This window comes from Streptomyces sp. NPDC057438 (genome assembly GCF_042802995.1).
Taxonomy (GTDB): domain Bacteria; phylum Actinomycetota; class Actinomycetes; order Streptomycetales; family Streptomycetaceae; genus Streptomyces.
On record NZ_JBHVDD010000067.1, the window covers coordinates 21,799 to 42,846 of the forward strand.

Consider the following 21,048-nt stretch of genomic DNA (forward strand, 5'->3'; position numbering starts at 1 on the left):
TCCGTTCGCCGTGACCGTCACTGTGTGTCCACATAGTGACGGTCGGTTGACCGCTCCGCGCTGTCATGGTCTACTCCGGACCGTGACCGACACCTCGACGCGCCTGTGGCGGAGGGTCCATATGGACCTCGTCCGCTATGCGGGCTGCGTGTGTCGTCCGTCCTGCTGAATCGGCGAACCTTCGGCAATCCCTTCGCCTTCCGCGCGCCGCACCCCTGTGCCACCGCGCGCTTCCGAGCGAACGCACTTCAGGACGGTACCCGTGTCTGTGTCCCCCGTTGTTCCCCCCGCCCCCGCCCCGCCCCTCTCCGCCCCCACGCAGGCCGAACTGCTCGACTTCGCGCGCCGGACGGCCGCCGACGCGGAGCTGATCGCGTCGCTCCCGCTCGACCCCGAGGGCCGCACCTGGGTGCGGCTCGAAGGCCCCGGTGGCAGCGAGGCCTGGCTTATCGGCTGGCCGCCCGGCACCGGTACCGGATGGCACGATCACGCCGACTCGGTCGGCGCCTTCGTCACCGCCGCGGGCGAACTGAAGGAGTACTCGCTCGCCGCCCGGCTGCCCACCGACGGCTGGAAGACCCTGGAACTCACCGAAGGCGTCGACCGTGAACGGCGGCTGTCCGCCGGCAAGGGCCGCTCCTTCGGGCGGCACCATGTCCACGAGGTGCTCAACGAGTCCACCGAGGAGCACGCGGTCTCGGTCCACGCCTACTACCCGCCCCTCCCCCGCATCCGCCGCTACAGCCGCACGGGACAGGTGCTGCGCCTGGAGCACGTGGAGCGTCCGGCCGACTGGCAGTGATCCCGGGCCGGGCCGCGGCTGTGGCTCCGTAGGCGCCTCGCCCGAACGCTTCGGGCGACACGGAAATCGCTTCCTCGCCGTTCCGCCCCGGTACTCCGGCTCGCCGTCCCTCGCCCCGCGTGTCCGTAACCGCAGCTCAGTACGCCTCGTCCTCCAGCCCCTCCGTGTCCTCCCCTTCTTCCTCCAGCGCCTGCCGGACCACACGGAGGGCCATGCCCTCGGAGTAGCCCTTGCGGGCGAGCATGCCCGCGAGACGGCGGAGGCGTCTGTCGCGGTCGAGGCCTCGTGTGGAGCGCAGCTTGCGGGCGACGAGTTCGCGCGCGGTGGTCTCCTCCTGCTCGGGGTCGAGCTGGGAGACGGCCTCGTCGATCAGGGTCGAGTCGACCCCCTTGGTACGCAACTCCCGGGCGAGGGCCCGCCTGGCCAGGCCCCGGCCGTGGTGCCGGGACTCCACCCAGGCATCCGCGAACGCGCCGTCGTTGATCAGGCCGACCTCCTCGAACCGCGACAGCACCTCGTCCGCCACGTCCTCGGGGATCTCCCGTTTGTGCAGGGCGTCCGCGAGTTGCTTGCGGGTGCGCGGGGTCCCGGTGAGCAGGCGCAGGCAGATGGCCCGCGCCCGCTCAGCCGGGTCCCCTGAGGACTCCCCTTTCTCGGCCCTCGACGAGAAAGACGAACCCCCGTCCTGCGGCCGGCCGTCCGGGCCCTCGCCCGATTCCCCGAAGCCACGCCGTCGCTCGCTCCGCCCGCCACGCCGCCCCCGCGCGCCACCGCCCGCGCCACGCGAGTCACCGCCGCCGCGCCGACGGGTGTCGGCTGCCGAACCCGCACCGGAGCGTGACTCCTCCGCCCGCCGACCGGCACCTCCGCCGCCTCGGCCTTCGCCGTCGAACGGACGGTCCTCGTGGGGCCCCTCGTCGTAGGGCTCACCGTCGGGGGGTCCGTCCGTGCCGTACGACGGTGGGTCGTCGTACGGTCCGTGTCCGTACCCGTCGGCGATGGATGCGCCGGCGCCCTCGCCGGTGCCCCTGCGCCCCCGGCCCTCGGGGGCACTGGGGTATGCGTACTCGCCCCAGTCCGTTCTGCGTGTCACGGACTAGCTCTTCGCCGCCGCGGCCTTGGTCTTGGCGGTCTTGGCAGCCGACGCCGGAGCCGCCTTCGCGGTGTCGTCCGCGGGTGTGGCGGAGACCGCCGCGTCCGCACCGGGCTGTCCGGTGGGGTCCTCGGGCCGAACGCCGACGCCCAGCTTCTCCTTGATCTTCTTCTCGATCTCGTTGGCGAGGTCGGGGTTGTCCTTCAGGAAGTTACGGGCGTTCTCCTTGCCCTGGCCGAGCTGGTCGCCTTCGTAGGTGTACCAGGCACCCGCCTTGCGGACGAAGCCGTTCTCCACACCCATGTCGATCAGGCCGCCCTCGCGGCTGATGCCCTGTCCGTACAGGATGTCGAACTCGGCCTGCTTGAAGGGCGGCGCGACCTTGTTCTTGACGACCTTGACGCGGGTGCGGTTGCCGACGGCGTCGGTGCCGTCCTTCAGCGTCTCGATGCGGCGGATGTCGAGGCGCACCGAGGCATAGAACTTGAGCGCGCGGCCACCGGTCGTGGTCTCCGGCGAACCGAACATCACGCCGATCTTCTCGCGGAGCTGGTTGATGAAGATGGCGGTGGTCTTGGACTGGTTGAGCGCGCTGGTGATCTTCCGCAGCGCCTGGCTCATCAGACGGGCCTGCAGACCCACGTGGCTGTCGCCCATCTCGCCCTCGATCTCCGCGCGCGGGACGAGCGCGGCGACGGAGTCGATGACGATGAGGTCGAGGGCACCGGAGCGGACCAGCATGTCCACGATCTCCAGGGCCTGCTCGCCGTTGTCCGGCTGCGACAGGATGAGGTTGTCGATGTCGACACCGAGCTTCTTCGCGTACTCGGGGTCGAGGGCGTGCTCGGCGTCCACGAAGGCCACCTGGCCGCCGGCCCGCTGCGCGTTCGCCACCGCGTGCAGGGTCAGGGTCGTCTTGCCGGAGGACTCCGGGCCGTACACCTCGATCACCCGGCCACGCGGCAGGCCGCCGACACCGAGGGCGACGTCGAGTGCGGTCGACCCGGTGGGGATGACCTCGATGGGCTCGTTCGGCCGCTCGCCCAGGCGCATCACCGCACCCTTGCCGAACTGCCGTTCAATTTGTGCGAGCGCGGCGTCGAGCGCCTTCTCGCGGTCGGTTCCTGCCATGGGTTCCACCCGGTTTGCTTGAGTCGATCGCTTCACGTGAAAGACGCTAACGCCTGCCACTGACAATGGGTCCCGGCGCCCGCCCGGCCTGTGGATAACTCGGGCACTTCTCCACGAAAACCCTGCCGAACTCCGGCCGAGATCCTGCGCCGGAGCCTCCATAAGAATGGATGTTCGAATTTAGTGTCAAGCGCACCACGCGGCGCCCGGAGCACTTCCGGAAGCACGGGTGGCAGGGGACCGCGGCCGGGAAACACGAGAGCGGCAGCCGGGAAGCGGGTTCGGCGCCGAGTGGCGGCAGAGGATCGCGGGGTACGGCGACAGCAGCCCTACGGGGCGGTACCGCCCTCGCGTCCGGAGGTGCCCTCGGGCCTGGCACCGCCCTCCGGTCCGGAGTCCGCGCCGGCCCCCGGCTCCCGGCGCGCGGTGTCGTCGTCAGCGCGCGTCCGCGGACTCGTCGCCGTCTCCCCGCGCGTTCGCGGAGTCGCGCGCCGACGGCCTCGTGCCACGCCTGTGGTCGAGCCTCTCCTCCAGGCTCCTGCGCACCCGTGTGAGGACGTCGCCGTCGGCACCCTCCTCCGCCACCGTCCGGTGCGGGCGGCCGCGCAGCCGGGCGAGGAGGTTGCCCGCGCCGCGTCTGCGGTGTCCGTGCACGCGGGGGTCGTCCGTGACGTCGTACCGCTTCACGTACGCCCCCAGGAAGGCCTGCAGGGTGGCGACGGCGGGGATGGCTATGAGTGCGCCCACGGCACCGAGCAGCGCGGTACCCGCGATCACCGAGCCGAACGCGACGGCCGGATGGATGTCCACGGTCTTGGCGGTCAGCTTGGGCTGCAGCACGTAGTTCTCGAACTGCTGGTACATGACCACGAAGACGAGGACCCACAGCGCGTACCAGGGGTTGACCGTGAAGGCGATCAGCATCGGCAGGGCACCCGCCAGGTAGGTGCCGATCGTGGGGATGAACTGCGAGACCAGGCCGACCCAGACCGCGAGCGCGGGCGCGTAGGGCACGTCGAGGTACTCCAGCAGGACGTAGTGCGCCGCTCCGGAGATCAGTGCCATCAGGCCGCGGGAGTACAGGTAACCGCCGGTCTTGTCGACCGCGATCTCCCACGCGCGCAGCACCTCGGCCTGCTTGGAGGGCGGCAGGACCGAGCACAGCGCGCGCCGCAGCCGGGGGCCGTCGGCGGCGAAGTAGAACGAGAACAACGCGATCGTCAGCAGTTGGAAGAGGCCGCCCAGTACCTGCGTGGACACGTCGAGGACACCCGTGGCGCTGTTCTGCACGTACTTCTGCAGCCAGTCGGAGCGGAGCAGTCCCTCCTGGATGTCGACGCGCCTGAGCTCGGTGTGGAAGCTCGTGTTGATCCAGCTGATGACGGAGTCGAGGTACGCCGGGAAGTCCTCGACCATCTTGATGATCTGGCCGGCGAGCATCGAACCGAGCAGGGTGACGAATCCGGCGGCCCCGATCAGCGTGATCAGGAAGACCAGGAACGTGGCGAAGCCCCGCCGCAGCCCCTTGGAGGCCATCCAGCTCACCGCGGGCTCGATCGCGAGCGCCAGGAAGAACGCGATGAGGATGTTGACCAGCAGGCCGATGAGCTGGTGGAACGCCCAGCTGCCGAGCTGGAAGACAGCGATGAGGGAGAGCGCCAGCACCATCGCGCGCGGCAGCCAGCGGGGCATGCGCCCGCTCGACGCGGCACCGGGCCCGGCCGGGGGGCCGGAAGACGGTGTCGTGCCGGGCGGAGATGCCTGATGCCGGTACTGCGCGGTCTCGTCAGTGGGTGCCACGGAGCAAGTCTGGCCCACGACACCGACAATTCAGTCGCCGCCCCCGGGCCTTCCGGGCCGACGGTCGGCGTCCGTCCGGTGAAGTGCGGTGCTTTTCAGCGGTTTTCGGCCGGAACGCCCATGGTCGCGCACACCACGCGCCACACGTCCTTGGCCTCCCAGCCGGCGTCCAGCGCCTCACTCACCGTGCGCCCGTCGAGGCCGGACATCACATGATCGCGCGCGAAGGTGTCCGCGTACCCCTCACCGAAGTGATCCGCCATCCGCTGCCAGAAGACCGTCAACCGCATGAGTCCAGTATCCCGCCCCAGGGGGTGGGCCTGCCCGGGACTGCTCGTCGATACCGCTTTCCGCCCTACGGTCGGAGCCATGTCCGAAACCGGAGCATCCCCACTCCCCCCGTCGTCCCCGGCGCAGACCCCACTGGCTCGCGCCGAACAGTTCGTCTGGCTGACCGCGCGCGTACTGGAGCAGCGTCGCTTCGCGTACCACTTCCTGGACGGGGGAGCCGACGCGGTGGAGACGGCCCTGTCCGCCTACCGCAATGCCGACGACGGGTACGGCCATGCGCTCGAACCCGATCTCCGCGGGCCCGTGAGCCAGCCCCTGCACACCGCGCACGCGCTGCGCGTGCTGGACTCGATCGGCCGCTGCGGCGGACAGCGGGTGGAGCGCGTGTGCCGCTATCTGACGTCGGTGTCCACGCAGGACGGCGCGCTCCCCGCCGTGCACCCCAGCCAGCGCGGCTACCCGGTGGCCCCGTTCGTCCCGATCGTCGACGACCCGCCCAGTGATCTGCTGGCCACCGGGCCCGTGGTGGGCCTGCTGCACCGCAACCAGGTGTGGCACGCGTGGCTGTTCCGGGCCACCGACTTCTGCTGGCAGGCGGTCGAGTCCCTGCAGAAGTCGCACCCCTACGAGGTGCACGCCGCCGTGGCGTTCCTGGAGTCCGTGCCCGACCGTCCGCGTGCCCGGGCCGCCGCCGACCGGCTCGGCCGCCTGGTGCGCGAACACCGGCTCGCCACGCTGGATCCGGGACGGCCGGACGACTACCCGGTGTCCGCCGGTTACGCGCCGGGCGAGCACCACTACCCGCACGACTTCGCGCCCACCCCGGAATCGCCGGCACGCGCGTGGTTCACCGACGAGGAGATGTCCCGCTCCCTCGACCACCTGGCGAGCGAACAGACCGGGGACGGGGGCTGGCCGATCCGCTGGCGCCAGTGGGCTGCGAGCACCGCGATGGAGAGCCGCCCGATCGTGACGATCGAGGCGCTGCGGACGTTGCGGGCGTACGGGCGGCCGATCGGCTGAGACCGGTCGCCCCTCGCGCGCGTGCGGGGGCCACGCGCGTGCGGGTGGTCCACCGGCACGCGCGCGTGGGCCCACGACGAGCCGCGTCAGCCCGTCATCGCCCGCACCCCCGCCGTCACGATCACCGCCGCGGCCACGACGAGCAGGAACGGGGCCCGCAGGAGCAGTGCCACGGCGGCCGCGGTGAGCCCGGCGGCCCTCGCGTCCAACACCAGAGCGTGCCCGTCGGCGAAGGTCTGCTGGGCCGTGAGGGCGGCGAGGAGCGCCACGGGCAGCAGGGCGGCGAGCCGCTGGACGAGCGGACGTTCGAGCACGCCCTCGGGGACGAGCAGACCGATGAGCTTGACGGCGTAACAGCCGACGGCGGTGCCGACGATGGCGATCCAGACGTTCATCGGCCGCCGCCTTCCTGCTCGTCGCCCCGGCCGTCGTCCGGAGGGTCGCCGGGTCCACGAGCGGGAAGGCGGCGGCCCTCCGCCCAGAGGACGAGCGGGGCGGCCACCGCGGCGACGAGGACCGGGACCCCGGCGGGCAGGACGGGCAGCAGGCCGAGCCCCAGGATCACGGCGATGCCGGCGACGGCCCGTTCCGCGGTGGTCCGCAGCATGGGCGCGAGGAGGGCCAGGAAGACGGCGGGCCCGGCCGCGTCGAGCCCCCAGGCGTCGGTGTCGCCGATGGCCTCGGCGCCGAGCGCGCCGAACAGCGTGGTGAGGTTCCACAGGACGTAGAGGCAGAGCCCGGTGACGGTGAAGCCGATGCGGGCGGCCCGACGCGTGGGCTGGGCGAGGGTGACGGCCGTGGTCTCGTCGATGACCCACTGGGCGGCGAACGGCCGCACCGCGCGCGGGAGGGCCAGCACCTGGGAGAGGCGCAGCCCGTAGAACGCGTTGCGCACGCCCAGGAAGAAGGCCCCGGCCGCCGCGGTGAACGGGTTGCCGCCGGCCGCGAGCGCGCCCACGAGGGCGAACTGGGAGGCTCCGGTGAACACCAGGAGGCTCAGCGCGCAGGTCTGCAGCAGACTGAGCCCGCTGCCGGCCGAGGTCACCCCGAAGGCGAACCCTGACAGTCCGACGGCGACCCCGACACCGAGGGCGTCCCGGACCACGGCTCCGTCGGGTTTCGCGCCGCCGTCTTCTTGCGTCTCCACGAGACCAGTCTGTTCAGTCACCACGCCGCGGACGGTACGAGCGGACACGTCCACGGGTCTTGTACGTTCTTGCGCGCGCCCGCCCCGTCCCCCGCCCCGTCCTCCCGTTCACGCGCGGCGTGCTCGGCCTCGCGGTGCGTCGTCGATCCCGCCGCCCGCGCGCTCCCGCTGGTACGCGCCCGGCGGCACACCCACGATGCGGCTGAAGTGGCGGTTGAGGTGCGGCTGATCCGTGAAGCCGACGGCGACGGCGGCCGCGGCGGGAGCCGTACCCGTGTCGAGCAGACCGCGCGCCCGACGCACGCGCGCGTCCGTCAGCCAGGTGTGCGGAGGCATGCCGTAAGCCGCGCGGAAGGCGCGCAGGAGCGCGAAGGAGCTGGTGCCGAGGTCGGCGGCGAGCCGCTCCAGGGTCGGCGGGTCGGCCATCCGCTCCTCGAGCACGGCACGCGCGCGTGCCGCGACGGGGGCTCCCGCCGTGCGGACGGTGCGCTGGGGCAGGGGCCCGCCGTTCAGGCGCAGCAGCCGGGTCACGGCCACCCGCAGCAGCGTGTCGGCCGCCAGCGCGTTGCCCTCGTCGACGGCTCGGAGCACCTGGTGGACGAGGCCGGCGGCGTGCGGGTCCTCCAGCACGGGGGTCACGAAGCCGGCGGTGCCGCGGATCGTGGTGGTCTCGGCGGCGATCTCGGCCACCACGTCCGGCGACGGGTAGACCGCGCCGTAGCGCCAGCCCTCGGGCACGCCCGCGCGGCCGGTGTGCGGGGTGTCGGGGTTGACCAGGGCAAGGGTTCCCGGGCCCGCGTACTGATCGGCGCCCCCGTGGTGGAACACCTCGACCCCGTCGGCGATCGCCGCGATCACGAAGTGCTCGTGGGTGTGCCGCACGAACTTCTTCTCGACATAGGTCGCCCGCAGCAGATCGACACCGGGCAGCTCCGCGTACCGCCAGTGTCTCGCCCGTTCCGCCGAACCCGCCATGACCCCATTCTGCGGGGCCGCCCGTCCCGGCGGCGAAGTCCGGGGGCTGCGGGGCACGCGGACGCACCGCCGACCGGAGGCCGGGCTCCCCCTGCCCGGGCAGCTTCCCCTCCGTCGACCCCGCGATCTGCGGCGGATGCGCACCACCGCGGCGGACCCGCCCCGACGCCGTGCCGCCCAACCGTCCACGCGCCCGGTCGGACGGTCGGACGGTCGGACGGACGCACGGACGCACGGACGCCCGAGTGACCCCTCGATCGGGCAGCCCCCGCCGCAGGTGCCTGGCCGGAGGCGGCGGATCCCCACCGCGGCCCCTCGTTTGCGCAGGTCCGGGCCGTTGTCAGTGGTCGGGTGCAGGATGGTGGCATGGTCAGCTCCGCAGATCGAGCCCTCGACGGCTTCTCCCCCGCGACCCGCGGCTGGTTCACGGGGGCCTTCTCCGCGCCCACCGCGGCCCAGGCCGGGGCGTGGCGGGCGATCGGCGAGGGCTCGGACGTGCTGGTGGTCGCCCCGACCGGCTCCGGCAAGACGCTGGCCGCGTTCCTGGCCGCGCTGGACCAGCTGACATCGAGCCCGCCCCCGGCCGACCCCCGCAAGCGCTGCCGGGTCCTGTACGTGTCGCCGCTGAAGGCGCTCGCGGTGGACGTGGAGCGGAACCTGCGCAGTCCGCTGACCGGTATCCGCCAGGAATCCGTGCGGCTGGGGCTGCCCGAGCCCGAGGTGAAGGTGGGCATCCGCTCCGGGGACACCCCGCCCGCCGAGCGCCGGGCCCTGGCCACACGTCCGCCGGACATCCTGATCACCACCCCCGAGTCCCTGTTCCTGATGCTGACGTCGGCCACGCGCGACGCGCTCACGGGCGTGGAGACGGTGATCCTCGACGAGGTGCACGCGGTCGCGGGCACCAAGCGCGGCGCCCACCTCGCGCTCACCCTGGAGCGGCTCGACGAACTGCTGCCCAGGCCGGCCCGTCGTATCGGACTGTCCGCCACGGTGCGTCCCGTCGACGAGGTCGCGCGCTATCTCTCCCCGCGCCGCAGGGTGGAGATCGTCCAGCCTCCGTCCGGCAAGGAGTTCGACCTGTCGGTGGTCGTGCCGGTGGAGGACCTGGGGGAGCTGGGCGGCTCCCCGGTGGCCGACGGCAACGAGGGCGCGGAACGCCCGTCGATCTGGCCGCACGTCGAGGAGCGGATCGCCGACCTCGTGCAGGCGCACCGCTCGACGATCGTGTTCGCCAACTCCCGCCGCCTCGCGGAGCGTCTGTGCAACCGGCTCAACGAGATCGCGTACGAGCGGGCCACCGGCGAGCAGCTGGACGAACACCACGGCCCGGCCGAGCTGATGGGCGGCTCGGGCGCCGCCCAGGGGGCGCCCCCGGTCCTGGCCAGGGCCCACCACGGCTCGGTCTCCAAGGAGCAGCGCGCCCTGGTCGAGGAGGATCTGAAGGCGGGCCGGCTGCCGGCCGTGGTCGCCACCTCCAGCCTCGAACTGGGTATCGACATGGGCGCGGTGGACCTCGTCGTCCAGGTGGAGTCACCGCCCTCGGTGGCCTCCGGCCTTCAGCGCGTGGGACGCGCGGGACACCAGGTGGGCGCGGTCTCGACGGGCGTGGTCTTCCCGAAGTACCGCGGGGATCTCGTCCAGTCGGCCGTGGTCACCGAGCGGATGCGCAGCGGCTCCATCGAGTCCATGCGGATTCCCGGCAACCCCCTGGACGTCCTGGCGCAGCAGATCGTCGCCATGACCTCGATGGACACCTGGCAGTTCGACGAGCTCCTGGCCACCGTCCGCCGCGCGGCGCCCTTCGCCGCTCTCCCCGAGTCCGCTTTCACAGCCGTCCTCGACATGCTCGCGGGCCGCTATCCGTCCGACGCGTTCGCGGAGCTGCGCCCGCGCGTGGTCTGGGACCGGGTCGCGGGCACGATCACGGGACGGCCCGGCGCCCAGCGGCTCGCGGTCACCTCCGGAGGCACGATCCCGGACCGCGGTCTCTTCGGGGTCTTCCTCGCGGGTTCCGACCCCAAGAAGGGCGGCGGCCGGGTCGGAGAGCTCGACGAGGAGATGGTGTACGAGTCCCGGGTCGGGGACGTGTTCACCCTCGGCACCAGTTCCTGGCGCATCGAGGACATCACGCGCGACCGGGTGCTGGTCTCCCCCGCGCCGGGTGTCCCGGGCCGCCTGCCCTTCTGGAAGGGGGACCAGCTCGGCCGCCCGCTCGAACTGGGCCGCGCGGTCGGTGCGTTCCTGCGCGAGGTCGGCTCCCTTTCCCAGGAGGACGCCCGGCTGCGCCTGCTGGCAGCCGGACTCGACGCCTGGGCCGCCGACAACGTCCTGTCGTACCTGGCCGAACAGCGTGAGGCCTGCGGCCACGTCCCCGACGACCGCACGATCGTCGTCGAGCGCTTCCGCGACGAGCTGGGCGACTGGCGGGTCGTCGTCCACTCCCCCTTCGGCGCCCAGGTCCACGCCCCCTGGGCGCTCGCCCTGGGCGCGAAGCTCTCCGAGCGGTACGGCATGGACGCCCAGGTCATGCACGCCGACGACGGCATCGTGCTCCGCCTCCCGGACGCCGATCTGATGGGCCTGGACCTGCTCGACATGGAGCCCATGAAGGCGGGCACCGAATACGACGCCGAGCAGGCCCCGATCGGCGCGGCGGACGTCGCCTTCGACAAGGGCGAGGTCGATCAGATCGTCACCGACCAGGTGGGCGGCTCGGCGCTGTTCGCGTCCCGCTTCCGCGAGTGCGCCGCCCGTGCGCTGCTGCTGCCCCGCCGCAATCCGGGTAGGCGCACGCCCCTGTGGCAACAGCGTCAGCGTGCCGCCCAACTGTTGCAGGTGGCCAGTGAGTTCGGCTCGTTCCCGATCGTCCTGGAGGCGGTCCGCGAATGCCTGCAGGACGTCTTCGACGTCCCCGGTCTCAGCGAGCTGATGGGCGACATCGAATCCCGCAAGGTCCGCCTCGTCGAGGTCACCACCCCGGAGCCCTCCCCCTTCGCCCGCTCCCTCCTCTTCGGTTACGTCGCCCAGTTCCTGTACGAGGGCGACTCCCCGCTCGCCGAGCGCCGCGCCGCCGCCCTGTCGCTGGACTCCCGGCTGCTGGCCGAGCTGCTGGGCCAGGCGGAGCTGCGCGAACTGCTCGACGCCGAGGTTCTGACCGAGCTGGAGCGGGAGCTGCAGTGGCGCACCGAGGACCGACGGGTCAAGGACGCCGAAGGTGTCGCGGACCTGCTCCGACTCCTCGGTCCCCTCAAGGAGGCCGAGTTGGCCGAGCGCGGCGCCGAGCCGCAGTGGGCGCGGGAGCTGGCCGGAGCCCGCCGCGCCATCCGCGTCCGGATCGCCGGCACCGACCACTGGGCGGCGATCGAGGACGCGGGCCGCCTGCGCGACGCGCTCGGCACGGCTCTGCCGGTCGGTGTCCCGGAAGCCTTCACCGAGCCCGTCAAGGATCCCCTCGGCGACCTGCTCGCCCGATACGCCCGCACCCACGGCCCGTTCACCTCGGCCACGGCCGCCGCCCGCTTCGGCCTCGGCGTGGCCGTAACGGACGGGGCACTTCATCGTCTTGCGGCGAACGGCCGTGTCGTGCAGGGCGAGTTCCACCCGGCGGGCATCGGTCAGGAGTGGTGCGACGCGGCCGTGCTGCGCCGCCTGCGCCGCCGCTCGCTGGCGGCTCTGCGGCACGAGCTGGAGCCGGTACCGCCCGCCGCGCTCGCCCAGTTCCTGCCGCAGTGGCAGCACGTGGGCGGTGGTCACGGACTCCGCGGTATCGACGGACTGGTCCGCGCGGTCGAGCAGCTGCAGGGCGCCTCCGTGCCCGCCTCCGCCCTGGAGAAGCTGGTCCTGCCCTCCCGGGTCGCGGGCTACGCCCCCGCGATGCTCGACGAACTCACCGCGGCCGGCGAGATCGTCTGGGCGGGCGCCGGAGCCCTCCCCGGCAAGGACGGCTGGGTCTCGCTGTATCTCGCGGACGCGGCCCCGCTCCTCCTCCCCCCACCGCACCCCCTGGAGCCGACCGCGCTCCACGAGTCGATCCTGACCAGCCTCACGGGCGGCTACGGCCTCTTCTTCCGCCAGATCGCCGACCAGGTCCGCGCGACCACGCACCCCGACGCCACCGATCCCCAACTGGCCGACGCCGTATGGGATCTCGCCTGGTCCGGCCGGCTCACCAACGACACGCTCACCCCCATGCGCTCCCTGCTGGGCTCGGGCCGCACCGCGGGGTCCACCGCCCACCGGGCCAGACGCACCGTCCCGCGCGGCCGGTACGGGTCCCTGACCGCCGCCGCCCGCCCCCAGTCCCGTACGGGGCCGCCCACGGTGGCCGGCCGATGGTCCCTCCTGCCCGCCCCCGAGCCCGACCACACCGTCCGTGCCCACGCCCTGGCCCGCACGCTGCTCGACCGCCACGGTGTCGTGACCCGGGGTGCCGTGGGCGCCGAGGGCATCGAGGGCGGCTTCTCCGCCGTCTACCGCGTCCTGTCCGTCTTCGAGGAGAGCGGCCAGGCCCGCCGCGGCTATGTCGTCGAGGGCCTGGGCGCCGCCCAGTTCGCGATGGACGGCGCAGTGGACCGGCTCCGCGCGGTGTCCCACGCCCGCGACCGCGGCGAGCCCCTGGGAAACCTCGCTCCGAACGGCTCCGCCGAAGCCCCCGGCCCGCACCCGGCCCACACCCCCTGGGACGACTTCCCGGACGCGTCGAGCCTCCCCGGCACCGGTCTCGGCCCCAGCCCCGGCCCCGGCCCCAGCCCCAGCCCCAGTCCCAGCCCCGACGATCCGTACGCCGCTGCCGCCTTCTCCGCCTCGGGGGACTTCGACGGCGGCCCCCGCGCCCGCTCGGGCCGGGACCCGCACCGCACCCGCCCCGCGCCCTCTTCCCGCGCCGTCGTCCTGGCCGCGGCCGACCCCGCGAACGCCTACGGTGCCGCCCTTCCCTGGCCCGATCCGCCCACCGAGGCAGGACACAAGCCGGGCCGCAAGGCGGGCTCCCTGGTCGTCCTGGTCGACGGCGAGCTGACCGTCTACATGGAGCGCGGCGGCAAGACGCTCCTGGCCTGGCCCGCCGACCCGGACGCCAGGCCCCTGGACGACCCTCGCCTCCGCCCGGCCGCAGAAGCCCTGGCGGACGCCGCCCGCGCGGGCTCCCTCGGCACGGTCACGGTGGAGCGGGTGAACGGCGCCTCCGCCCTCACCTCCCCCCACGGCCCCCTCCTGGAAGCCGCCGGCTTCATCGCGACCCCACGCGGCCTGCGCATCCGAGCATGACCACCGAACCCGACGCGGTCCGGCCCCCGCCCACCCCCAACCACTCGGCGCCCGAACCCGAACCCGTGCCACCCTTGACCCATGCCCGAAGGTGACACCGTCTGGCAAGCGGCGAGGCGACTCCACACCGCCCTCGCCGGCCAGGTGCTGTCCCGCTCCGACCTCCGCGTGCCGAAGTACGCCACGGCCGACCTCACCGGTCGTACCGTTCTGGACGTCACTCCCCGGGGCAAGCATCTCCTCACCCGCGTCGAAGGCGGCCTGACACTGCACTCGCACCTGCGGATGGACGGTTCCTGGAAGGTGTACGCCAAGGGGGAGCGCTGGCGCGGGGGCCCGGCGCACCAGATCCGCGCCATCCTCGGCACCACCGAACGCACGGCCGTCGGCTACCGCCTGCCCGTACTGGAGTTGATCCGCACCGCCGACGAGCACCGCGCCGTCGGCCATCTCGGCCCCGATCTGCTCGGCCCGGACTGGGACCCCGGCCTCGCCCTCGCCAACCTCCTGAGCGACCCGGACCGGGCACTCGGCGAGGCGCTCCTGGACCAGCGCAATCTCGCCGGTATCGGCAACGTCTACAAGAGCGAGCTGTGCTTCCTGCTCCGGGTCACCCCGTGGCTCCCCGTGGGCGCGCTCCCGGAGGAGCTCGCCGCGCGGCTGCCCGCCCTCGCCAAGAAGGTGCTCGAAGCCAACCGCGACCGCCCGGTCCGCAACACGACGGGCCACCGCCACCACGACCTGTTCGTGTACGGCCGGGCCCCCCGCCCCTGTCTGCGCTGCCACACCCCGGTCCGCGCGGCCGACCAGGGCGACGGCTCCCGTGAACGCCCCACCTACTGGTGCCCCGCGTGCCAGCCGGGTCCGGCACCGGCCCCGAACACCGCGCGAACTCCTCATCCCGGCAACCGGGTCCGGCGCCGGCCACCTAATTGACGGACCGTCAGAAACACTCGTACCGTCGAGTCATGTCCCTCCAGGCGTACGACCTCACCGGTCGCACCGCGTTCGTCACCGGCGCCGGCAGCGGTATCGGCCGCGCGTCGGCGGTGCTGCTCGCCGAGGCGGGCGCGACCGTGCACTGCGCGGACCGCGACGCGGCCGGCCTGCACGAGACGGCGACCCTCATCAAGGCCAGGAACGCCACCGCCCACACCCACCATCTCGACGTCACCGACGGGGCCCAGCTCACGCGGGCCGTGGCCGCCTGCGAGCGGCTCCATGTGATGGCCGCGATCGCCGGGATCATGCACAGCAGCCCGGTTCTGGAGACGCGTGACGAGGATCTGGAGCGGGTGTGGAGCGTCAACTTCAAAGGTGTTCTCCACGCCTGCCAGGCGGCGGCCCGCCGGATGATCGCCGACGGGACGCGCGGCAGCATCGTGACCATGGCCTCGGGCGCGATCGACACCGGCGGCCCGGGACTGCTCTGCTACGGCGTGACCAAGGCGGCGGTGGTCCAGCTGACGAGAACCCTGGCGACCGAGGTCGGCACCCACGGCATCCGGGTCAACGCGGTGGCCCCGGGCTGGATCCGCACGCCCATGACCGACCGCCACGACGGCGAGGCTCAGGTGCGCACGGAGTCCTTCATGGCCCGGCTGTCACCCCTGGGCCGGGTCGGCGAGCCCGACGACATCGCGCACGCGGTGCTGCACCTCGCCTCCGACGCCTCGGCGTTCACGACGGGCCAGATCCTCCGCCCGAACGGCGGGGTGGCCATGCCCTGGTGACCGCGGCCCCCACCGCGCCCTCCAGAACCGGACCACCCCTCGCGCCCCCTGACGCGCCCCCCGGCCGTCCCGGTGCCCGTCCCTTCGGTACGCAGTGCACAGGCAGGAGGCTCAGCCCCCACCCCCCGGCCGCCACGGCTCCCTCCACCGCGCCGGCGTCCGGCACGAGCGCGAGCCGCAGCACACCCCACCACCACAGCGCACCGAACCCCAGAGCCGCCCCCCAGCGAACTATCCGCATGGCCGCCACCTCCAAGGCCTCCGGGCCCCCGACACGACGCTAGACGGCCCTCGTCACGGCCGGAGAGGGCGCACCACCGGCACAGGGACGCACGTACCTCTCACACGGACCGCGCCCACGGGGTGTGTGATGCGCCCCGGGGCCACGCACCGCCGCCCGCACGCCCCCGCCGCGCCCTCCGCCCCGGGGGGGCACGGCCCACCGGACCGGAGGCGCACGGAAGTGCGGCACCGGCTCGCAGCGCCGTCGCTCTAACCGTTCTCCGCCTGGAACATCCAGTGGTGCTTCTCCAGATCCGCCGTGATCTGGATGAAGATGTCCTGGCTCACCGGATCCGCCTCCGCGGTGCTCTCCACCCGCGTCCGCATGCGGGTGATCACCGCACCGAGCGCGTCCACCAGGGTTCCCACCGCGTCCGCGTCCTTGACCCAGCCGTCCGGGACCGTGCCGATCCCGCTGCTCCCGGCCACCGTTTGGGCCCGCCCGTCCGGCGAGACACCCAGGGTGGAGGCGCGTTCGGCGACCGTGTCGGAGTGCAGCCGTGCGGTGTCCACCACCTCGTCGAGTTGGAGGTGGACCGAGCGGAAGCGCGGCCCGACCACGTTCCAGTGGATCTGCTTGGCCACGAGCGAGAGGTCGACGAGATCGACGAGGGCACCTTGCAGCGCCTCGGAGACGGTCCTGAGATCGGCCTCGGACAGCGGGCTCTTCACCACGTACATCAGCGCACTCCGGATTCTTGAGACGACCGTACGACCCCGTGCGCCCGCACAGACGAACGAGTCGCGCGCAGGTCCCCGTTCCGCCCCTCCACCATGACCGCACACCACCACCCCGGCAAACGGGACGGCCGGACCCCAGCCCGGACCCCCAACCCGGGACAGGCGCGACGCGAAAGAGCCCCGGCCGGCACCCTCAGGTCTCCCTGAAGGCCCCGACCGGGGCTCTCGCGTGACTTCTCGTTCTTCACCGGCACGCGTGCCGAACCTCACGTCACCGGCATGCGCCGCACCGCGCGCACACCGTCGCGGCGGGTTCAGGCCGCGACGACGTCCACCGCTTCGGCGGGCGCCTTGATCGTGACCCGCTCCGGCGGCACACCGGCCACCGAGACGGAGTTGAGCATCGGTCGACGCACTGGTGCTGGCACCGGCTCGGTGGCCGCTGCGGACTGGGCCAGCTCGGCAAGGGCGAGCTCGTCACTCACTTCCCGCATGAGCTCGGACATCCGTACGTCCAACGCGTCGCAAATGGCGGAGAGCAGCTCGGAGGACGCCTCCTTCTGCCCCCGCTCCACCTCGGAGAGATAGCCGAGTGAGACTCGGGCGGACGAGGAGACTTCGCGCAGAGTACGGCCCTGGCGCTGGCGCTGCCGACGCAGCACGTCACCCAGCAGGCGACGGAGCAGAATCATCGGTGGCTCCCTCCTCGGACCGCGTAGCCGCATCCTTCACGCCCCACCGTACCGCCTTGCGCTGCGGCCGTGCGGGGAGCGCTGTTGTGTTCACTCAGGGCTGCAAACATCAGGTCCCCCCGTTCTGTTCCGTATCCTGTGCCCGCTCATTTCCGGTCTGTTCGCCCGCAAGCTCCTCGAGAAGCAGTGCGAGTACGCTCCGTACACTCTCCATACGGATTTCCGCCCGGGCGCCGTTCAACCGCAACGACGACACTTTCCCGCCACGTGATACGCCGGATTCGGAGGCCCCCGGCCCGGCGATAGCCACATAGACCGTGCCGACGGGTTGGCCGTCCTGTGGTTCGGGACCCGCGACTCCGGTGGTCGAAATTCCCCAGTCGGCGCCGAGCGCCTTGCGGACACCGTCGGCCATCTGGGCCGCGACCTGCGGGTCCACCGCTCCTCGCTGCTCCAGGAGGGTGGCGTCGACATCGAGCAACTGGTGCTTGAGCTCCGTGGCGTACGCGGTGACGGAGCCACGGAAGGCCTGGGAGGAGCCGGGGGCCGCGGTGAGCGCGGCCGCGACCAGACCGCCGGTCAGCGACTCGGCGACGGCGAGCGTCTCACCCCTCACCGTCAGTAGTCGCAGCACTTCGGCGGCCGTGGACGTCAATGTTCCGCTCCCTCCGCAGCGGCCTCGCGCTCGGCGGTTCCGCGCCGGCGCAGCACAATGGCCTGTCTCACATAGTCGATTCCGGTGACCACTGTCAGAATGACGGCCGCCGCCATCACCCACCACCGCAGAGTGGCCAGCGGTCCCTCCAGCACCAGGACGTACATCCCGACGGCGATGCCCTGGGTCAGGGTCTTCAGCTTGCCGCCGCGGCTCGCCGGGATGACTCCGTACCGGATGACGACGAAGCGCAGGAGCGTGATCCCCAACTCCCTGCCGAGAATGACTCCCGTCACCCACCAGGGCAGATCACCGAGATAGGACAGACAGATCAGCGCGGCACCCATGATCGCTTTGTCGGCGATGGGGTCGGCGATCTTCCCGAAGTCGGTGACGAGGTCGTAGGTCCGGGCCAGATGACCGTCGAAGACGTCGGTGATCATGGCGACGGCGAAGGCGGCCCACGCCCAGGCCCGCCAGACCGGGTCGTACCCGCCGTCCATGAGCATCAGCACGACGAAGCCCGGCACGAGGACCAGGCGGACCATGGTCAGGATGTTCGCGATGTTCCAGAGGCTGGCCTGGTTGACGGCGGCAGCTCCCAGCTTCCCGCCACGCACGGCCCGTGCCTCCCCGGCATCGCTGGAGGCGGCGGCGCTCGGGGCGTCGGGAACGCCCGGGGCGCTCGTCGCGCCCTTGGCGCCGGAGGTGCCGCCCGCCGCGGATGCCGGGACTCCCGTCATCTGGCCGCCTCCTCAGTACACACGGGGGAGCCGACAGAGCCCGGAAGCATCTCGGCCACCAGATCCACGCCTTCCGTGCCGACCACCTTCGCCTCGACCATAAGGCCGACGCTCAGCCCCTCGCCGCTCGTGAAGAGCACGTGGCCGTCGGTCTCGGGCGCTTGGTGGGCGGCGCGGCCGTACGCGCCCTCCTCACCGTCGACCGACTCGACCAGCACGCGCACGGTCTGCCCGACGCGCTCCTCGGCACGCTGCGAGACCAGTTCCTCGGCCAGCCGTGACACGCGCGCGAGCCGCTCGGCGACGACGTCCTCGGGCAGCTTGTTCTCGTACGTGGCCGCTTCGGTGCCGTCCTCGTCGGAGTAGCCGAAGACACCGATGGCGTCCAGTCTGGCGCCGTTCAGGAAACGCTCCAGCTCGGCGAGGTCGTCCTCGCTCTCGCCCGGGAAGCCCACGATGAAGTTGGACCGCACGCCCGCTTCGGGTGCCTTGCCGCGGATGGTGTCGAGCAGTTCCAGGAAGCGGTCGGTGTCGCCGAAGCGGCGCATGGAGCGGAGCACGGCCGGAGCGGAGTGCTGGAAGGAGAGGTCGAAGTAGGGCACGACCTTGGGCGTGGAGGTGAGCACGTCGATGAGGCCGGGCCGCATCTCGGCGGGCTGGAGGTAGCTCACCCGCACCCGCTCGATGCCGTCGACCTCGGCCAGCTCGGGCAGCAGGGACTCCAGCAGGCGGATGTCGCCCAGGTCCTTGCCGTACGAGGTGTTGTTCTCGGAGACGAGCATGACCTCCTTGACGCCCTGCTCGGCCAGCCAGCGGGTCTCGTTCAGGACGTCCGAGGGGCGGCGGGAGATGAAGGAGCCGCGGAAGGAGGGGATGGCGCAGAAGGAGCAGCGGCGGTCGCAGCCGGAGGCGAGCTTCACCGAGGCGACGGGCGAGCCGTCCAGACGACGGCGCAGCGGCGATCGCGGTCCGGAGGCCGGAGCGATCCCTTCCGGAAGATCGGCCGGGGCGTGCCCCGGAAGCGCGACCCCGGCCGCCGACTCCTGGCGCTGGGCCGGGCTGATCGGGAGCAGCTTGCGGCGGTCGCGCGGGGTGTGCGAGGCGTGGATGCCGCCGTTCAGAATGGTCTGGAGGCGGTCGGAGATGTCCGCGTAGTCGTCGAAGCCGAGCACGCCGTCGGCCTCGGGCAGCGCCTCGGCCAGCTCCTTGCCGTACCGCTCGGCCATGCAGCCGACCGCCACGACGGCCTGGGTTCTGCCGTGACCCTTGAGGTCGTTGGCCTCCAGGAGCGCGTCGACGGAGTCCTTCTTGGCGGCCTCGACGAAGCCACAGGTGTTGACGACCGCGACGTCCGCTTCCTCGGCGTCCTCGACGAGCTCCCAGCCGTCCGCCTCCAAGCGGCCTGCGAGCTCCTCCGAGTCCACCTCGTTACGGGCGCAGCCAAGAGTGACGAGTGCGACGGTACGGCGTTCAGGCATGGGCTCAAGACTACTTCGTCCCAGTGACAGCCCACGTCGACGGGGTTGGCCGATCCTGGCCAACCCCGTGCCACGCGTCTTCGTTCGGATCGTCCGCCCATCCGTGGCCCGGACGTACGGAGGGCTCAGCCGACCTCGGGGTCGCCCTTCGTGTACGTCAGCCGCTCGACCTGGCCGGGCTGGAAGTCGTCCTCGATCTTCTTGCCGTTGACGTAGAGCTGGACGGCCCCGGCGTCGCCGAGAACGAGGTCGATCTTGGAGCCGTCCTGGAAGGTCTTGGACTCGCCCTGCTTGAGGAGGCCGTCCCACAGGAGCCGGCCGTTGTGGTCCTTGGCGGAGATCCAGCTGCGCCCGTCGGAGGCGGTGACCCGCACGGTCACCTTGTCGCGGGGCGCGGCGGCGATGGCGCTGTCGGTCGGGTCGGGCTTGGGGTCGGCGTCGGGCTTGTCGGTCCTGGGCTTGGGCGAGGCGGGCTTGCTGGTGGTCGGCGTGGAGCCCTCCGCGACCTGGGTGGAGGAGCCGTCGTCGTCCCCGCTGTCGAACGCGGTGAAGCCGACGAAGCCGATCACCGCGACGATCGCGGCGACCATGGCGGCCGTCCAGTTGGGGCCGCGTCGCTCGGGCCGGATCCGTTCCGCCTCGAACAGCGGGGCCGCGGGCGTCGGCGCGGGCCGTCCGCCGTGGGCCTCGTCGTACTGTTCGAGCAACGGGACGGGGTCGATGCGCACCGCACGCGCGAGGGTGCGGATGTGACCGCGCGCGTAGACGTCGCCACCGCAGGGGTCGAAGTCGTCCTGCTCGATCGCGTGCACGATGGCGATGCGGACCCGGGTGGCGTTGCTGACGTCGTCGACGGTCAGCCCGGCCGCGATGCGTGCCTGCTGGAGGGCACGACCGATCGAGGGGCGTTCCGCCGAGCGTTCGTCGAGGTCGTCTTCGAACGGACGCTCGTCTTCGGGGAAGTTGCCGTCAGGGGAGTTGCCGATGGACACGGGGGCGCCTTTCGAGCGTGTAGCCACCTGTGCTGGAAGTTCAGTCTAGGGGGGGTACGAAAGGGTGGGGCAACCGGGCGGTGGGACTTTGTACGCCATCAGAATGGCCGGTCATCCTGCTGGTGGTGAGGGTGGGGCACGGGGCTTTCCCCTCGTCCAACTTGACGTACGCCGAAGGGAAACGGTTGCTCACCATTTCCTTACGGGTGAGTCACGTTCGAATACCCGGATGCCGTAATCGCATCCGCGTTCCGCCCGCCGG

The 21,048-nt window shown here is 72.2% G+C and carries 19 protein-coding genes; 6 read left to right on the plus strand and 13 right to left on the minus strand.

Annotated elements, in window-relative coordinates:
- The first annotated feature begins 82 nt into the window (after positions 1 to 82).
- Positions 83 to 169, plus strand: a complete 87-nt coding sequence (locus ACFU5F_RS29525; protein WP_316731559.1) for a putative leader peptide — start codon at positions 83 to 85, stop codon at positions 167 to 169.
- Between the two features lie 93 nt (positions 170 to 262).
- Positions 263 to 802: a cysteine dioxygenase gene (locus ACFU5F_RS29530; RefSeq protein WP_383893604.1), complete on the plus strand. Its 540-nt coding sequence runs from the start codon at positions 263 to 265 to the stop codon at positions 800 to 802.
- Positions 803 to 938: 136 nt separating this feature from the next.
- Here ACFU5F_RS29530 and recX read toward each other — a convergent pair whose 3' ends face one another.
- The 4 genes from recX to ACFU5F_RS29550 all read right to left on the minus strand — a co-directional run bounded on the left by recX (position 939) and on the right by ACFU5F_RS29550 (position 5,116).
- Complete coding sequence (recX, locus tag ACFU5F_RS29535; protein WP_383893607.1) at positions 939 to 1,895, minus strand: recombination regulator RecX; 957 nt, start codon at positions 1,893 to 1,895, stop codon at positions 939 to 941.
- A 3-nt stretch (positions 1,896 to 1,898) separates the two neighbouring features.
- Positions 1,899 to 3,026, minus strand: coding sequence for a recombinase RecA (gene recA, locus ACFU5F_RS29540; protein ID WP_383893610.1), 1,128 nt, complete (start codon positions 3,024 to 3,026; stop codon positions 1,899 to 1,901).
- 435 nt (positions 3,027 to 3,461) lie between these two features.
- Positions 3,462 to 4,826, minus strand: a complete 1,365-nt coding sequence (locus ACFU5F_RS29545; protein ID WP_383893613.1) for an AI-2E family transporter — start codon at positions 4,824 to 4,826, stop codon at positions 3,462 to 3,464.
- A gap of 95 nt (positions 4,827 to 4,921) precedes the next feature.
- The gene (locus tag ACFU5F_RS29550) at positions 4,922 to 5,116 is read right to left on the minus strand and encodes a DUF3046 domain-containing protein (RefSeq protein ID WP_383893616.1); all 195 of its coding nucleotides are present in this window, start codon (positions 5,114 to 5,116) and stop codon (positions 4,922 to 4,924) included.
- 79 nt (positions 5,117 to 5,195) lie between these two features.
- Between ACFU5F_RS29550 and ACFU5F_RS29555 the strand changes: the two genes are divergently transcribed.
- Positions 5,196 to 6,140, plus strand: coding sequence for a hypothetical protein (locus tag ACFU5F_RS29555; RefSeq protein ID WP_383893619.1), 945 nt, complete (start codon positions 5,196 to 5,198; stop codon positions 6,138 to 6,140).
- An 86-nt stretch (positions 6,141 to 6,226) separates the two neighbouring features.
- Here the strand turns inward: ACFU5F_RS29555 and ACFU5F_RS29560 are convergent, their stop codons facing one another.
- From ACFU5F_RS29560 to ACFU5F_RS29570, 3 genes are all read right to left on the minus strand, one after another.
- On the minus strand, positions 6,227 to 6,535 hold the full coding sequence (locus ACFU5F_RS29560; protein WP_383893622.1) for an AzlD domain-containing protein: 309 nt from the start codon (positions 6,533 to 6,535) through the stop codon (positions 6,227 to 6,229).
- Positions 6,532 to 7,308, minus strand: a complete 777-nt coding sequence (locus ACFU5F_RS29565; protein WP_383893675.1) for an AzlC family ABC transporter permease — start codon at positions 7,306 to 7,308, stop codon at positions 6,532 to 6,534. The genes ACFU5F_RS29560 and ACFU5F_RS29565 overlap by 4 nt, the downstream gene beginning before the upstream one ends.
- Positions 7,309 to 7,395: 87 nt before the next feature.
- On the minus strand, positions 7,396 to 8,262 hold the full coding sequence (locus tag ACFU5F_RS29570) for an AraC family transcriptional regulator (RefSeq protein ID WP_383893625.1): 867 nt from the start codon (positions 8,260 to 8,262) through the stop codon (positions 7,396 to 7,398).
- Between the two features lie 366 nt (positions 8,263 to 8,628).
- On the opposite strand from ACFU5F_RS29570, the gene ACFU5F_RS29575 reads away from it, so the two are divergent.
- The 3 genes from ACFU5F_RS29575 to ACFU5F_RS29585 all read left to right on the plus strand — a co-directional run bounded on the left by ACFU5F_RS29575 (position 8,629) and on the right by ACFU5F_RS29585 (position 15,263).
- Positions 8,629 to 13,530, plus strand: coding sequence for an ATP-dependent helicase (locus ACFU5F_RS29575; protein WP_383893628.1), 4,902 nt, complete (start codon positions 8,629 to 8,631; stop codon positions 13,528 to 13,530).
- 81 nt (positions 13,531 to 13,611) lie between these two features.
- Positions 13,612 to 14,466, plus strand: a complete 855-nt coding sequence (locus tag ACFU5F_RS29580; RefSeq protein WP_383893631.1) for an Fpg/Nei family DNA glycosylase — start codon at positions 13,612 to 13,614, stop codon at positions 14,464 to 14,466.
- A gap of 32 nt (positions 14,467 to 14,498) precedes the next feature.
- The gene (locus tag ACFU5F_RS29585; RefSeq protein ID WP_383893634.1) at positions 14,499 to 15,263 is read left to right on the plus strand and encodes an SDR family NAD(P)-dependent oxidoreductase; all 765 of its coding nucleotides are present in this window, start codon (positions 14,499 to 14,501) and stop codon (positions 15,261 to 15,263) included.
- 492 nt (positions 15,264 to 15,755) lie between these two features.
- On the opposite strand, the gene ACFU5F_RS29590 is transcribed toward ACFU5F_RS29585, so the two are convergent.
- The 6 genes from ACFU5F_RS29590 to ACFU5F_RS29615 all read right to left on the minus strand — a co-directional run bounded on the left by ACFU5F_RS29590 (position 15,756) and on the right by ACFU5F_RS29615 (position 20,786).
- Positions 15,756 to 16,226 (minus strand): Dps family protein, encoded by a 471-nt coding sequence (locus ACFU5F_RS29590; protein ID WP_383893637.1) that lies wholly within the window; start codon positions 16,224 to 16,226, stop codon positions 15,756 to 15,758.
- A gap of 314 nt (positions 16,227 to 16,540) precedes the next feature.
- Positions 16,541 to 16,918 (minus strand): helix-turn-helix domain-containing protein, encoded by a 378-nt coding sequence (locus ACFU5F_RS29595; protein WP_005481441.1) that lies wholly within the window; start codon positions 16,916 to 16,918, stop codon positions 16,541 to 16,543.
- A gap of 109 nt (positions 16,919 to 17,027) precedes the next feature.
- Positions 17,028 to 17,573, minus strand: coding sequence for a CinA family protein (locus tag ACFU5F_RS29600; RefSeq protein WP_383893641.1), 546 nt, complete (start codon positions 17,571 to 17,573; stop codon positions 17,028 to 17,030).
- Positions 17,570 to 18,316 (minus strand): CDP-diacylglycerol--glycerol-3-phosphate 3-phosphatidyltransferase, encoded by a 747-nt coding sequence (gene pgsA / locus ACFU5F_RS29605; protein WP_383893644.1) that lies wholly within the window; start codon positions 18,314 to 18,316, stop codon positions 17,570 to 17,572. Before pgsA ends, ACFU5F_RS29600 begins: the two co-directional genes overlap by 4 nt.
- Positions 18,313 to 19,794 carry a 30S ribosomal protein S12 methylthiotransferase RimO gene (rimO, locus tag ACFU5F_RS29610; RefSeq protein WP_383893647.1) on the minus strand — a complete coding sequence of 494 codons (1,482 nt, stop codon included), beginning with the start codon at positions 19,792 to 19,794 and terminating at the stop codon, positions 18,313 to 18,315. Before rimO ends, pgsA begins: the two co-directional genes overlap by 4 nt.
- A gap of 125 nt (positions 19,795 to 19,919) precedes the next feature.
- On the minus strand, positions 19,920 to 20,786 hold the full coding sequence (locus tag ACFU5F_RS29615) for a helix-turn-helix domain-containing protein (RefSeq protein ID WP_383893650.1): 867 nt from the start codon (positions 20,784 to 20,786) through the stop codon (positions 19,920 to 19,922).
- Positions 20,787 to 21,048 lie beyond the last annotated feature (262 nt).